The organism is Streptomyces rapamycinicus NRRL 5491, assembly GCF_024298965.1.
In the GTDB taxonomy this organism is placed as follows: Bacteria; Actinomycetota; Actinomycetes; order Streptomycetales; family Streptomycetaceae; genus Streptomyces; species Streptomyces rapamycinicus.
Window position 1 is genome coordinate 8223869 of the sequence record NZ_CP085193.1, and the last position, 13212, is coordinate 8237080.

General features: G+C 73.9%; 10 protein-coding genes, 1 pseudogene and 1 riboswitch. Of the genes and pseudogenes, 2 read left to right on the forward strand and 9 right to left on the reverse strand.

Annotated features, from left to right (window positions below; translation table 11 throughout):
• Positions 1 to 29: 29 nt before the first annotated feature.
• Positions 30 to 1199 (forward strand): steroid 3-ketoacyl-CoA thiolase, encoded by a 1170-nt coding sequence (locus tag LIV37_RS34420; protein WP_020871692.1) that lies wholly within the window; start codon positions 30 to 32, stop codon positions 1197 to 1199.
• Positions 1200 to 1390: 191 nt separating this feature from the next.
• Here LIV37_RS34420 and LIV37_RS34425 read toward each other — a convergent pair whose 3' ends face one another.
• A complete protein-coding gene (locus LIV37_RS34425; protein ID WP_020871693.1) occupies positions 1391 to 2572 on the reverse strand; it encodes a UDP-N-acetylglucosamine--N-acetylmuramyl-(pentapeptide) pyrophosphoryl-undecaprenol N-acetylglucosamine transferase in 1182 nt (393 codons plus the stop codon).
• A gap of 361 nt (positions 2573 to 2933) precedes the next feature.
• Between LIV37_RS34425 and LIV37_RS34430 the strand changes: the two genes are divergently transcribed.
• Positions 2934 to 3500 carry a hypothetical protein gene (locus LIV37_RS34430; RefSeq protein WP_243146111.1) on the forward strand — a complete coding sequence of 189 codons (567 nt, stop codon included), beginning with the start codon at positions 2934 to 2936 and terminating at the stop codon, positions 3498 to 3500.
• 60 nt (positions 3501 to 3560) lie between these two features.
• Here the strand turns inward: LIV37_RS34430 and LIV37_RS34435 are convergent, their stop codons facing one another.
• From LIV37_RS34435 to LIV37_RS34470, 8 genes and pseudogenes are all read right to left on the reverse strand, one after another.
• Positions 3561 to 4418 (reverse strand): ECF transporter S component, encoded by an 858-nt coding sequence (locus LIV37_RS34435; protein WP_020871695.1) that lies wholly within the window; start codon positions 4416 to 4418, stop codon positions 3561 to 3563.
• A complete protein-coding gene (locus LIV37_RS34440) occupies positions 4415 to 6037 on the reverse strand; it encodes an ABC transporter ATP-binding protein (RefSeq protein ID WP_020871696.1) in 1623 nt (540 codons plus the stop codon). The genes LIV37_RS34435 and LIV37_RS34440 overlap by 4 nt, the downstream gene beginning before the upstream one ends.
• 377 nt (positions 6038 to 6414) lie before the next feature.
• A pseudogene (locus LIV37_RS34445) lies at positions 6415 to 7563 on the reverse strand (energy-coupling factor transporter transmembrane component T); the annotation flags it as partial.
• Positions 7564 to 7583: 20 nt separating this feature from the next.
• Positions 7584 to 8288, reverse strand: a complete 705-nt coding sequence (locus tag LIV37_RS34450) for an SCO2322 family protein (RefSeq protein ID WP_020871698.1) — start codon at positions 8286 to 8288, stop codon at positions 7584 to 7586.
• On the reverse strand, positions 8285 to 9568 hold the full coding sequence (locus tag LIV37_RS34455) for a prenyltransferase/squalene oxidase repeat-containing protein (protein WP_121824176.1): 1284 nt from the start codon (positions 9566 to 9568) through the stop codon (positions 8285 to 8287). The genes LIV37_RS34450 and LIV37_RS34455 overlap by 4 nt, the downstream gene beginning before the upstream one ends.
• 173 nt (positions 9569 to 9741) lie before the next feature.
• Positions 9742 to 9816, reverse strand: a riboswitch (cobalamin riboswitch).
• 56 nt (positions 9817 to 9872) lie between these two features.
• Positions 9873 to 10412 (reverse strand): GNAT family N-acetyltransferase, encoded by a 540-nt coding sequence (locus LIV37_RS34460; protein ID WP_020871700.1) that lies wholly within the window; start codon positions 10410 to 10412, stop codon positions 9873 to 9875.
• 79 nt (positions 10413 to 10491) lie between these two features.
• Positions 10492 to 12045, reverse strand: coding sequence for a cytochrome P450 (locus tag LIV37_RS34465; RefSeq protein ID WP_020871701.1), 1554 nt, complete (start codon positions 12043 to 12045; stop codon positions 10492 to 10494).
• A gap of 103 nt (positions 12046 to 12148) precedes the next feature.
• Positions 12149 to 13201 carry an MBL fold metallo-hydrolase gene (locus LIV37_RS34470; protein WP_020871702.1) on the reverse strand — a complete coding sequence of 351 codons (1053 nt, stop codon included), beginning with the start codon at positions 13199 to 13201 and terminating at the stop codon, positions 12149 to 12151.
• Positions 13202 to 13212: the final 11 nt, after the last annotated feature.

The window sequence follows — 13212 nt, forward strand, 5'->3', positions numbered from 1 at the left end:
CGCGGATGCGATGAGAGGACGAGACAGCCATGGCCGCCGAACCCGTCATCATCGAAGCCGTCCGCACGCCCATCGGCAAGCGCGGCGGCGCGCTCGCCAACCTCCACCCCGCCTATCTGCTCGGCGAGACCTACCGCGAACTCCTCGCCCGCACCGGCATCCAGCCCGACTGCGTCGAGCAGATCGTCGGCGGCACCGTCACCCACGCCGGGGAGCAGTCGATGAACCCCGCGCGCACCGCCTGGCTGACGATGGGGCTGCCGTACGAGACCGCGGCCACGACGGTGGACTGTCAGTGCGGCTCTTCGCAGCAAGCCAACCACATGGTGGCCAACATGGTCGCCACCGGTGTCATCGACGTCGGCATCGGCTGCGGCGTCGAGGCCATGTCGCGGGTGCCGCTGGGCAGCGGCTCCAAACACGGCCCGGGCAAACCGTTCCCCGAGGAGTGGAACGTGGACCTGCCCAATCAGTTCCAGGCCGCCGAACGCATCGCCCGCAACCGCGGCCTGACCCGCGAGAACGTGGACGCCCTCGGACTCATCTCCCAGGAGCGGGCGGCGCGCGCCTGGGCCGAGGAACGGTTCAAGCGCGAGACCTTCGCCGTGCAGGTGCCCACGACCGAGGAGGAACAGACAGCCGGCGAGGGCATGTGGCGCGCCGTCGACCGGGACGAGGGCCTGCGCGACACCACCATGGAGGCGCTGGCCGGACTCAAGCCCATCATGCCCACCGCCGTGCACACCGCGGGCAACTCCTCCCAGATCTCCGACGGCGCCTGCGCGGTCCTGTGGGCCTCCAAACGCATGGCCCGCGCCCTCAAACTCCGCCCCCGCGCCCGCATCGTGGCCCAGGCCCTGGTCGGCACCGATCCGCACTTCCACCTGGACGGGCCGATCGACGCCACGAAGGCGGTCCTGGGCAAGGCCGGGATGACCCTGAAGGACATCGACCTGATCGAGATCAACGAGGCGTTCGCCTCGGTGGTGCTCTCCTGGGCGCAGGTCTTCGAACAGAACCTGGAGAAGGTCAACGTGAACGGCGGCGCGATCGCCCTGGGGCACCCCGTCGGGGCCACGGGAGCACGCCTGATCACGACGGCGCTGCACGAACTGGAGCGCGCGGACAAGGAATTCGCGCTCATCACGATGTGCGCGGGCGGGGCGCTGGCCACGGGCACGATCATTCAGCGGCTGTAGGGGGCGGTCGGCCTCCGGCCGTTCGCCCGGCGGGCCTCGCCGTCGGAGACGAGTCCCACGGCGAGTTCTGACCCGTGTGGTGCGTGAGGGTGTCTCCCGGCGGTGGCAACGTGCCCAGTATCGCCGGGCACGCGGGGAGGTGACGAGGACGGCGCCCCCCCGGCACCTCCCGTAGGTACGGCCCCGGCCGGTCAGCCGCCGGACGCGGCGGACAGGAGCACGTCCACGAGCCTGTCCGCCGCGTCCGGCCGTCCGTGCGCCCGGGCCGCTTCCGCCATCCCCGCGCGCCGCGCCGGGTCGGTGAGGAGCGGCCCGAGCGCCGCCTGCAACCGCGCCGCGGTGATCTCCCCGGAGAGCGCGACGGCGGCGCCGGCGTCCTCGAGGTGCTGGGCGTTGTGCGCCTGCTCGTTCCCCGCCGAGGAGGCCAGCGGTACGAACACAGCCGGTTTGCCGAGGGCGGTGAGCTCCGCCAGGGTGCCGGCGCCGCTGCGGGAGACCACGACGTCGGCGAGCGCCAGGACGTCGGGCAGCTCCGGGCCGACGAACCCGGTGAGGTAGTACCGCCCCGCGAGGTACGGCGGGAGCGCCGATGCGCTCGCGCGCAGGGCCTCGACGTTCGCCGGCCCGCACTGGTGCACGACGTTCGCGCGCTCCAGCAGCCACGGGAGCGCGTCCCGGATCACGTTGTTGATCTGCTGCGCACCCTGCGCGCCGCCGGTGACGTACAGCGTCGGGAGCCGCCGGTCGAAGCCGCTCAGCCCGAGGGCGGTGACCGCCTTATCGGCATGCCCGGTCAGGACCTCCGGCCGGATCGGGTTCCCTGTGACGACGGCCACGGACCGTACGGCCTCCGGGAGGAGCGGGAGCGTCGACTCCGACGACACGGCGATGCGCGCCGCCGACCCGGCCAGCTTCCGGTTCGCCAGCCCGAGCCGCACGGTCTGCTCATGGAGCACCAGTGGACGCTTGCACATCCGCGCCGCCAGCCCGGCCGGGACGGCGACGTACCCGCCGGTCGCGAGGACGACATCCGGCCGGAAGTTCGACACGATCTTGCGGGCCTGAGCGACACCGAGCGGTACCCGCGCCATGTCCTTGACATTCGCCGGGCTGATCATCTTGAGCGGGTTCGCGGACCGGCGGATCTTGCCCGTCGCGACCGTCTTGAAGGCGATGCCTTCGGCCGGGGCGACGCGGGCCTCCAGTCCGTCAGGCGTGCCGATCCAGAGGACATCGAGCGCGCGGCCCTCGGCCGCCAGCCGGGCCTGCAACGCCCGGACCGCGGTGAGCGCGGGGTACGTGTGGCCGCCGGTGCCTCCCCCCGTGACGATGAGGCGGAAGGTGCTCGGGAGACGGGAAGCAGGTTGGTTCACCCGGCGCACCTTACTGGCCCGGCCGCAGCCCGGAGGACGATTCCAGCCGCGCCCCGCCACCGGCGAGAGTATGGCTATGGCCGAGCGCTGATCGACCGGAATCCTAGGGTTGGATTTCGGCGGTAACGATTCCTCGGCGGTGCCCCTTGGGGTGCCGCCGTTTTCGTATGCCTGGAATCGTCAATCCACGGTGACCGCCCTCGCCGTCACGGGGGCTATGTCGCATATGAGTTCATGTAGTACGAGCAGATGAAAAGTATGGAAGGGCAGCTAATCTCTGGGATGTCATCGGATTGGCCACTTGAGGTGGTTTTGCCATCAATTGCACTTTGCGTGGCCGGAGTCGAAGGGAAGCGACGACATGTCAGCTCGCCGAATGCTCACCGGTACGTTCCTGGGGCTGGGAGCCCTGGCCCTGGCCGCCACGGCGGTCGCCCCGGCGGCCAACGCCGCGCCCGTCCCCGTAACCAGCCTCAATTGCGACGGCGATACCTACACATGCACGGCCGGCCTGCGGTTCGGTGACGGCAGGTGGGTCGCGCAGTGGAATGTGAACGTATTCCACCAGAGCCCGGCGAGCCAACAGCGGGCCGCCCGGTCGGCGGACGCGCCGCGCGGTGCCGCGGCCCCGGTTCCGGTCACGACCCTCACCTGTGACGGGGACACCTACAAGTGCACCGCCGGGCTTCAGTTCGGTGACGGCAGGTGGGTCGCCCAGTGGAACGCCAATGTGTTCCACCAGGCGATGGCCAATGCCGTGCCCACCGCGTCGGCGAAGACGGTCAAGGCTCCGCGGGAGGCCGCAGCGCCGGTGCCGGTGACCGCCCTGAACTGCGACGGTGACACCTATAAGTGCACCGCCGGGCTTCAGTTCGGTGACGGCAGGTGGGTTGCCCAGTGGGACGCCAGCGTCTTCCACCAAAGCTGACGTTCCACCAGCAGGAGTGATCGAGGGCCCGGCGCGGACCAACGCGCCGGGCCCGCCCGGTTACCCGTCCTCGAAGGCCACCGGCGCCTCGAACGCCGCCCGGCGCGTTGCGCGGCGCAGCGCTCGCAGCACCGGTCCGCCGAGGGTGAGGGTGAGCACCATCGTGACCACGGCGCGCGGCAGGTCCCAGCCCAGCGAGGTGGCCAGGCAGTACGCCGCGAAGCGGGCGAGGTTCTCGCCGAGTGGGTCGCCGGGGACGTAGGAGATCCCCGAGGCCATGCCCTGCAGCAGGGTCCAGCCCTGGAGGTTCATGACCGTTCCGTAGGCCACGGACGCCACCGCCCCGTACCCCGCGAGCAGCAGCGACTCCGCCCGGCCGGGCGGCCGGGCGGCGCCGGGGAGCAGCCCCGCGCCCATCGCCACCCAGCCCATCGCCAGCATCTGGAACGGCATCCACGGGCCCACCCCGCCCGTGAGCAGCGCGGACGCGAACATCGACACGGCGCCGAGGACAAAGCCGAAACCGGGGCCCAGCACCCGTCCCGACAGCACCATCAGGAAGAACATCGGCTCGATCCCGGCCGTCCCCGCGCCCAGCGGGCGCAGGGCCGCCCCCGCCGCCGCCAGTACCCCGAGCATCGCTACGGCCTTGGCGTCCAGACCGGTGTCGGCGATGGTCGCCACGACCACGGCCAGCAGGAGCGGGAGCAGCGCGGCGAACAGCCAGGGCGCGTCGGCGGCGTGGGTGGTGATCCCCGAGTCGCCCGGTGCGAACAGCGGCCAGCCGAAGGCGACGACACCGATCGCGGAGACGAGTGCGAGCGCCGCCACCGAGCGCGGGCCGAGGCGTATGGCCTTCGTCCCGCCGCCGTTTTCCCGTTCCGCGCGGTGCGGCCCGCTCGGCGCCGTCCCGCTCATGTCGCTCCCTCCACTGCCTCGCGTACCTGCGGCACCGTCAGCCACGGCAGTGGGGCCAGCACCTTGGCCACCTGTGGGGCGAAGGCGGGGGAGGAGACCACCACCTCGGCCGTGGGGCCGTCCGCGACCACCTCGCCATCGGCCAGGATGACGACGCGATGGGCGAGTTCGGCCGCGAGTTCCACATCATGGGTGGCCAGTACGGTCGCGTGGCCGTCCGCGGCCAGCCCGCGTACCACCTCCACCAGGCGCGCCTTCGCCGCGTAGTCGAGCCCGCGGGTGGGCTCGTCGAGCAGCAGCAGGGGCGGCCGGGCGGTGAGGATGACGGACAGGGCGAGCGCCAGCCGCTGCCCCTCCGACAGATCGCGCGGATGGGCGGTGTCCGCCACCTCCGGCAGCAGCCGGCCGACCAGCTCGCGGCAGGTGCCGGGCGCGGCGCCCGCGTCCTGGTCGGCCGCCGCGCACTCGGCGGCGACCGTGTCCGCGTAGAGCAGATCGCGCGGCTCCTGCGGTACGAGGCCCACCTGGCGCAGGAGCCGGGCGGGGCGGGTGCGGTGCGGTACGACCCGGTCCGGGCCGACCCGCACCGAGCCCGAGGCGGGTTCGCACAGCCCGACCAGGCTCGCCAGGAGCGTGGACTTGCCCGCCCCGTTGCGGCCCATCAGCGCCACCGTCTCGCCCGGCCGCACCGTCAGGTCCACCCCGCGCAGCGCCTCCACCCGGCCGTGACGTACGGACAGCCGCGCCACCTCGCCCACCGGCCCGCCCGGCGGCGGCTCGGCCACCGCCCGCGGGGTGAGCGGCGCGAGCCGTTCCCGCAGCGGCCCCGCCTTGCGGCGGGCGTCCCGTACGGACAGCGGTACCGGCGGCGGCCACCCCGCGAGGCCGCCCAGCGCCACCACGGGCGGCTGGACGGGCGACACCGGAAGCAGTTCGGCCGGTGCGCCGGTCAGCGGGGCGGCGCCGGGGGAGGGGAGCAGGATCATCTGGTCCGCGTACTGCGCCACGCGTTCGAGGCGGTGTTCGGCCAGCAGGACCGTGGTGCCCAGGTCGTGCACCAGCCGCTGCAGCACGGCCAGCACCTCCTCGGCCGCCGCCGGGTCCAGCGCCGAGGTCGGCTCGTCCAGGACCAGGACACGGGGGTGGGTGGTGAGCACCGAGCCGATCGCCACGCGCTGCCGCTGCCCGCCGGAGAGCGTGGCGATGGGACGGTCCCGCAACTCGGCGAGGCCCAGCAGGTCCAGCGTCTCCTCGACCCGGCGGCGCATGGTGTCCGGCGCGATGCCGAGCGACTCCATGCCGTACGCCAACTCGTCCTCGACGGTGTCGGTGACGAAGTGCGCGAGCGGATCCTGGCCCACGGTGCCGACGACGTCGGCGAGTTCGCGCGGCTTGTGGGTACGGGTGTCCCGGCCCGCGACGGTGACGCGGCCGCGCAGGGTGCCACCGGTGAAATGCGGTACGAGACCGGAGACGGCCCCGAGGAGTGTCGACTTACCGACCCCGGACGGGCCCACGAGCAGACACAGCTCCCCCTCGGGGACGGTCAGGTCCACCCCCGCGAGGGCGGGCCGCGCCGCACCGTCGTAGTGGACCGACACCTGCTCGAAGCGGATCACTGCGTGCTGCCCTCCTCGGGCCCCGCCTCGGCTCGCGCGTCAGCGCGCTTGCCAGCGGGCGGGGTTTGTGCGGTGGGGTGGTGGTCGGGGGCGTCTGCCGGGTGCGAGCCGGGCGGCGTGTCGGGGCGCGGGTCGCGTCGCCGGTCTCGCTCTCGGGCGGGCGCGGCGGGGGCGGGCACGCCGTCCGGCGGATCCGCTTCGCGGGCCGCGGCCGGGGGCGGGCCGGGGGCCGCGTCCAGGTGTGGGTCGGTCGTTGTGGAGTCGGGCTGCGGGTGCCGGTGCGGCTGCGGGTCGCCGGCGGGCCGAGTGCCGGGGTCCGGGTGTCGCCGGATCCGCTCTCGGGCCGGTGCGGCGGGGGCCTCGTTCGCCGGAGCCGGCTCGCGGCCCGGCGCCGGCGCCGCGAACGCCGGGAGCAGACCCAGCAGCACCCCCGCCGCCGGCCACAGCGGCAGCGTCGGTGCGGTGAGCGGGACGACGGACGGCTGGAGGGCCTGTGGGGCGTACGAGGCGGCAGCGATCATCAGTGCCGCGACCGCCGCCCCCGACCCCGCCACCAGCCATGCCCGTACGCCCCAGCGGTCCGGGCGGTAGCGGCTGCGCACCGAGCGGCGGCCGCCCAGCCACAGGCCGCCGAGCGCGGCGGCGACTCCGGCGAGCAGCAGGGGCAGTCCGTAGCCCGCGCCCTCGGCCGTGAGCAGGCCGTACGTACCGCAGCAGACGCCGAACAGCCCGCCCAGCGTCAGCGCGGTGGTGGTACGGGCGACGGCGGGCGGCACCTGGGCGGTGCGGCCGTAGCCGCGCGCGTCCATCGCCGCCGCCAGGGCCACCGAGCGTTCCAGCGCGCCCTCCAGCACCGGAAGTCCCACCTGCAGCAGCGCCTTCACCCCGCGGTCGGGGCGGCCGCGCAGCCTGCGGGCGGAGCGCAGCCGAGTCACGTCGGCCACCAGATGGGGTGCGAAGGTCATCGCCACCACGACCGCGACCCCGGCCTCGTAGAGCGCGCCGGGCAGCGACTTGAGCAGCCGCGCCGGGCTGGCGAGGGCGTTCGCGGCACCGACGCAGATCAGCAGGGTGGCCAGCCGCAATCCGTCGTACAGCGCGAACACCAGCCCCTCGGCCGACACCCGGCCGCCGACGCGCACCCCCTGCGCCCAGTGGGGCAGCGGGACTTCGGGGAGCGTGAAGAGCACCCGCGTCCCGGGGATCGGCGAGCCGAAGAAGACCGCGAAGAACAGCCGGATGGCCAGCACCACGAGACCCAGCTTGAGGAACGCGGTGTACGAGCGGGCCCACGGCGCGTCCGTGCGGCGCACGGCCACCACATAGCCCGCGACCGCGATGAGCAGCCCGAGCAGCAGCGGGTTGGTGGTCCGGGACGCGGCGGTGGCCAGCCCGAGCGCCCACAGCCACCAGGCCCCGGCGTGCAGGGCGGTCCCGCCGCGCGGGGTGCCGGCTCGCAGCCCGGCGCGGGAGCCCGCGCCGGGGCGGCGCGGAGCCGTGGCCGGGGCGGTGGCGCGCGGTGTCATGGCGGTGGTCTTCCGTGTGCTCATACGCGACGGCGGCGCGCCTGCCAGACCGCCGCGGCACCGAGCAGGACCACGGCGGCGAGTCCGCCGATCAGCCCGGCCGAGGGTCCCGAGCCGCCGCCGTCCGCCTTGCCGCCGTCGCCCTTCGGGGCGGCGTGGGCGTCCCCGGAGGTGCTCACCTTGTCCCCGCAGCCCGTCTCCGGATAGCCGGAGACGGCGCACAGCAGGGCCGCGGAGTTGTAGCGCAGCGGTTTCGCGACGGCGGCGAGCGCCTCCCCGGCGGACGCGTCCTCGCCGACCCGCGCGCACTCGGTACGGGGCGCGGGCGGCGTCCGGCGGTCGGGTGCGTCGGTGGCGGTACCGAAGTCGATGACCACCGCGATCCGTTTGGTGCCGTCCGTGGCCGGGGTGTCGGCGCAGACGGCGGCGAAGTCGGCCATGCCGCGCGGCCGGGTGGCGTCGTTCGAGTCCTCGCTGACCGCGTAACGGAAACCGATCATGTCGCCATCACCGGGCCGTGCGGAGGAGGGCCCCTGGGTGGCGTAGCTCCAGCTGTGGCCGTCCCCGCCCCGCTGCCAGAACGACCAGTAGCGGTACCCGTCGGCGGCTTGGGCCCGGCCCGCGCCGAGCATCGCGAACAGGGCGAGGAACAGGGCGAGGAACAGGGCGAGGGACAGGGCGAGGACGGGCAGCGACAGCCGGGCCGCGTGGATGCGCGGGCTCAAAGCTGTCGCCTCTTCCGGCCGCTCAGCAGGAAGCCGATGCCCATACCGGCGACCGCGCAGACGCCGACCGTCCACCAGACGCCGCCGACTCCGTCGTCGTCCTTCTTCTCCTCGCCCTCGCCGTTCCCGTCCGACTCCGCGCCCGGGGCCGCCGCCTCGGGCTCCGGGCCGGTGGCGGTCAGTTGCTGGACGAGGTCGGCGCCGCCGAAGTCGCGCGGGTTGGCCCCCGCCGCATGGGCCGCGAGGACCAGTTTGGCGAGGGCGCCGGGGTCGCCCTTGGCCCAGGCCGCCGCGCCGCTGTCCTTGCTCTGGAGCCACTGCAGGGGCTTGCCCGCGGCCGCGCTGTGTTCCCCGGCGGCGAGCGCGAGCACCGCGTCGGCCGTGCCACCGAAGTCGGGCTGGTCCTTGGCACCGGGCATCGCGGACTTCAGATGCGCATCGGTGTCGGACATGACGCGGGAGAGATGGGCCAGCGCCGCCTCGGCGGCGTCCTTCGGGGTGTCGGCCCCGTCCTTCCCCTTTTCGCAGCGCAGCGGCTTCGGCCCGGCGCCGCTGTCCTTGCCGACGGTCTCGAAGACGAAGCCCTTGCCCCGCGCGGCCAGCGCGGCGCTCGCGGTGGCCAGCTCATTGGCCACGGGCTTGCCCTTGGCCGCCGTGTACGCGAACGCCCCGCGCTCCTCCGCCTTCGCCGAGCAGTCCAGTTGCAGGCCGAGCAGAGCGTCGTACGGGGTCTTGCCTCCCTTGCCCGAGGCCCCCTCGCCCGAGGCCGACGTCACCTTCGCCGGGTCCTGGCCGGTGGCGGCGAAGGCGCCGACCGCCGCCGCGGTGGAGTTGGCGTCGCTCGGGCCGCCCGGGTTCATGCCCCAGCCGCCGTCCTCGTTCTGGTGGCGCTTCAGCCAGCCGATGCCCTTCTCCACGGTGCCGGAGCGCCCGCCCACCGCGGCCAGCGCCTGGACCGCCGCCGCCGTCGCGTCCGTGAACTCGCCCTTCTTCGGGTCGCAACGCTTGGACGTGTCCGCGCGGTACGCCGCGAAGCCGCCGTCCGCGCAACTCTGCCCGGCCAGCCAGTCGATGGCCGACTTCGCCGGGGTGACGCCCACCGCGTCCTGGGCGAGCAGCGCCAGCGACTGCCGCCACACCCCGTCGAACTTCGGGTCCTTGGCGCCGTGGAGCCCCTCGGCACGCCCGGCCGGGCCGTCGTCGGCCACGGCGGCAGGCGCGGCGGCCGCGCCCAGTGCGGCGCAGAGGGAAAGAGCCGCCACGCTGCGGCGAATGTTCATGGCTGTGGTGCCTCTCGGTCGGTGGACGGGCGCACGCAGCCGCGCACGGCCGTCCAGCCGCGCCGCACGCGGAACACTCCGCGGCACGCCTGGCACCCGGCTCAGCTCCGCATACCTCGACGGTGCCGCCACCGGTCGTCCGGCGGCGGGAGCCTGCGTCGTCGCGCCCGCCCGGGTGTTCCGGCTCGTACGCCCCGCGGGGCGCGCTCACGGTTGCGGGTCAGCGCCGGAATCGCACCGGCTTCCCCCGATCGGACGCGTATGAAGTTTACGGACAGCTTATCCGCCGACTTGTCGGGCGCCTTCAGCCGCCCACGGACGGGCCCGATCCACGGCCTTCGCCCCGGACGACCGCGAGACAGCGCGTCGTCGTGCCGTCCCCCTCCTCGATATCACGGCGCCGCGCGAAGCCGACCCGGGCGAGCAGCGCCAGCGACGCCTCGTTGGCCACCATGACCGTGGCGTGCACCTCGCTCAGCCCGAGCGCGCCGAAGCCGTGGCCGACGACCGCCTCGGTCAACTCGGTCCCCAGACCGCGCCCCCACGCCTCCGGCGCCAGCGCGTAGACGATCTCGTGGCCGCCGACGGCCTCGGTCGGCTTGATCTCGGCGTGGCCGACGTACCGGCCGTCCTCGCGGACGGCCCATACGTCGAACAGCCGCCGGGCATAGACCTTGGTGAAGATCCGCCCGAACAGCGCCCGGTCCTCGGCCTCCGGGGCGAGCCTCCCGTCCCCCAGCCAGCGGCACACCCGCCGGTCCTGGAACAGGGCCACGAAGGCGTCCTCGTCCTCGGGCCGGTACGGCTCGAGCAGCAGGCGCGCGGTGCGCAGCGTCGGGGTCATGCGCCGCGACGCTACGTGGCCGGGGGCCGCCCGGCAATCCGGTGGCGCCGCGCCCCCGGCCCCCGCTCACGGTCAGCCGCTATCCGCGGCGCCACCACTGGGCCAGGGACTTCCACCAGCGGCGCCGGGCCTCGTGTTCGGCGCCGGATTCGGGTTCCGGTCGCGGCTCCGTGGTGGTGGGTGCGGTGTCCGGTGAGGGTGCGGTGCCGCCGGGGCCGTTGTCGTCCGGGGCGTCCGCGCGGGCGACCGTGGGGGTCCTGCCCACGGCGCCCGAGATGGCCGCGGTCGCCGCCGCCGCCATCTCGGCCAGCGCCTCATCGGACTTGGCGGCCGTCCGGGGAAAGCGCACCGGCAGCGCGGCCAGGGCCCGGTGGAAGGGGCCGGGTCGCCACTCCAACCGCTCGGCGGGAACGGCGAGTTCGAGATCGGGCAGCCGGTCGAGCAGCTTCTCGATGGCGACGGAGGCGATCAGCTGGGCCGGGTCCTTCGCGGGGCAGGTGTGCGGGCCCGCGCTCCACGCCAGATGGGCCCGGTTGCCGCGCCGGTTCGACAGCAGATACGGGTCGTTGTTGGCGGCCGCGAGGCTGATGACGACGGGGTCGCCCTTGGGCAGCCGGTGTCCGTCGACCGTGACGTCATGGCGCGGGTAGTGGACGCAGAAGTTGGCGAGCGGCGGGTCCTTCCACAGCACCTCGTTGAGCGCGTCCTCGATCAGCATGGTGCCGCCCGCGAGATCGCCCCGGAACCGTTCGTCCGACAGCAGGAGCAACAGCCCGTTGCAGATCAGGTTCTGCTGGGGCTGGGTGCCCGCGCCGACGAGGACGACGATCTGGTGGATCAGTTCCTCGTCGGTGAGCTCGGCGGGGTGGGCGATCAGCCAGGACGTCATGTCCGGGCCCGGATTCTCCCGCTTGAGGGCGATGAGCTGGAAGAGGGTCTCCGCGAGGAGCGCGTTGGCCTGCTCGGAGTCCTCGGTGACGTCGAAGAGCGCCGAGAGCGCCCGCACCAGCTTGTCGCTCAGCTCGGGCGGGCAGCCGAAGAGCTGGTTGAAGACGAGCAGGGGGAGCCGGGCGGAGTACTCCTTGAGCAGATCGGCCTCGCCCTTGGGGCCGAAGAGGTCGATAAGGAAGTCGGCGCTCCGCTCCACGTAGCGGCGCAGCGCGTGGATGTCCAGGCGGTCGAGGGTGTCGGAGATCGCCGAGCGCAGCCGGTGATGCTGCTCGCCGTCGCTGCACAGCGCGTTCGGCCGGTACATCATCATCGGCACCACGGGGTTGTCCATGGGGATGGTGCCGTCGGTGAGCGCCTGCCAGTGGCGCGCGTCCTTGGAGAACGTCTCGGGGCCGCGCAGGATGTCCAGCGCGGTCTGATAGCTGGTGACGAGCGAGACGGGGACGCCGGGCGCCAGCTCCACGGGCGCGATGCGTCCGTGTTCCCGCAGGCGGGCGTAGGTGGCGGACGGGTCGGCGGCGAACTCGGGGCCGTGCAGCGACTCGAGCCCGTATCCGGCCGGGGCCCGGCCGGAGTGGGCGGGGCAGCCCGGGGGCGGTGTCGGATCAGCGGCCGGATCTGCCGGATCTGCTGCCGGTTCGGCCGTCGGAGTCGGGTCGGAATCGCGGGTGGGGCTCGTCACGCATGCTCCTGCTGATACGGCTGTTACGGGGGGTGTGCGGCTGTGTGCGCCAGGCCGGGTAAGGCTAGCTTCCGGTTCGTCGGACCGGCACCCCATACGTCACTCAAATCGCTTGGTACATCACCGGATTGCTACCCGGCACCGCTTCCGCCCGGCCCAGCTTCACCAGCCGGCGCAGATGCGCCTCCGCCTCCGAGACCGCGATATTGCGGGAGCCGAAGGGGATCTGCTCCCACGGTCGGTTCCACTCCATGGCCTCCGCCAGCCGCCACGGGGTGAGCGGGGTGGTGAGCAGCGCCAGCAGCCCGGCCAGCCGCTCCTCGTGGTGGTCCAGCAGCGCCCGCACCCGCGCCGGGGCGTCGGTGAAGGCGTACTGGTGGGCGGGGAGCACCTCGGCGGGGGCGAGGGCGGCGACGCGTTCGAGGGAGTCGAGGTAGTCGCCGAGCGGGTCGGTGACGGTCATGTCGTCGGGGTCTTCGTAGAGCCCGATATGGGGGGTGATCTCGGGCAGCAGATGGTCCCCGGAGAACAGGCGGCCATGGCCGGGCAGGCCCTCCCCGGCCGCCGGATGGGCCTCTTCGAGGTGGAGGCAGACATGGCCGGGGGTGTGGCCGGGGGTCCAGATGGCGCGCAGCCGCCGGCCCGCCAGATCGAGGAGTTCACCGGGGACGATCTCGCGGTCGGGGAGCGCGGCCCGCTGCCCCGGAAGGCTCGTACGGCCGGAGGCGCGGCTGGCGCGCAGCGGGGCCAGATGCGCCTCCGGCGCCCCGGCCGCGGCGAGCTTCTCCTCCAGGTATTCCAGCCAGCGGGAGGGCTCGGCCTCCCGGGTGCGCCGGACGACCTGGGCGTCGGCGGTGTGCATGGCGATCCACGCCCCGGACGCCTCCCGCACCTGGCCGGACAGCCCGTGGTGGTCGGGGTGGTGATGGGTGACGAGGACGCCGTGGACATCGGAGACGGAGGCGCCGCAGGCGGCGAGCCCGGCGGTGAGGGTGTCCCAGGCCGTGGGGTCGTCCCAGCCGGTGTCGATCAGGACGGGGCCGCGGTCGGTGTCGAGGAGGTGGACCAGGGTGTGCCCGAGCGGGTTGTCGGGGATCGGGACCGGGATGCTCCACACCCCGCCGCCATGGTTGGTCACGCGCGTCACCTGCGCCATCGGCTCCCCCT

Coding starts and splice junctions, on each gene's coding strand:
- LIV37_RS34455 (WP_121824176.1), bottom strand. CDS start 9,568: ATGAACATTCGCCGCAGCGTGGCGGCTCTTTCCCTCTGCGCCGCACTG.
- LIV37_RS34435 (WP_020871695.1), bottom strand. CDS start 4,418: ATGAGCGGGACGGCGCCGAGCGGGCCGCACCGCGCGGAACGGGAAAAC.
- LIV37_RS34460 (WP_020871700.1), bottom strand. CDS start 10,412: ATGACCCCGACGCTGCGCACCGCGCGCCTGCTGCTCGAGCCGTACCGG.
- LIV37_RS34420 (WP_020871692.1), top strand. CDS start 30: ATGGCCGCCGAACCCGTCATCATCGAAGCCGTCCGCACGCCCATCGGC.
- LIV37_RS34470 (WP_020871702.1), bottom strand. CDS start 13,201: ATGGCGCAGGTGACGCGCGTGACCAACCATGGCGGCGGGGTGTGGAGC.
- LIV37_RS34430 (WP_243146111.1), top strand. CDS start 2,934: ATGTCAGCTCGCCGAATGCTCACCGGTACGTTCCTGGGGCTGGGAGCC.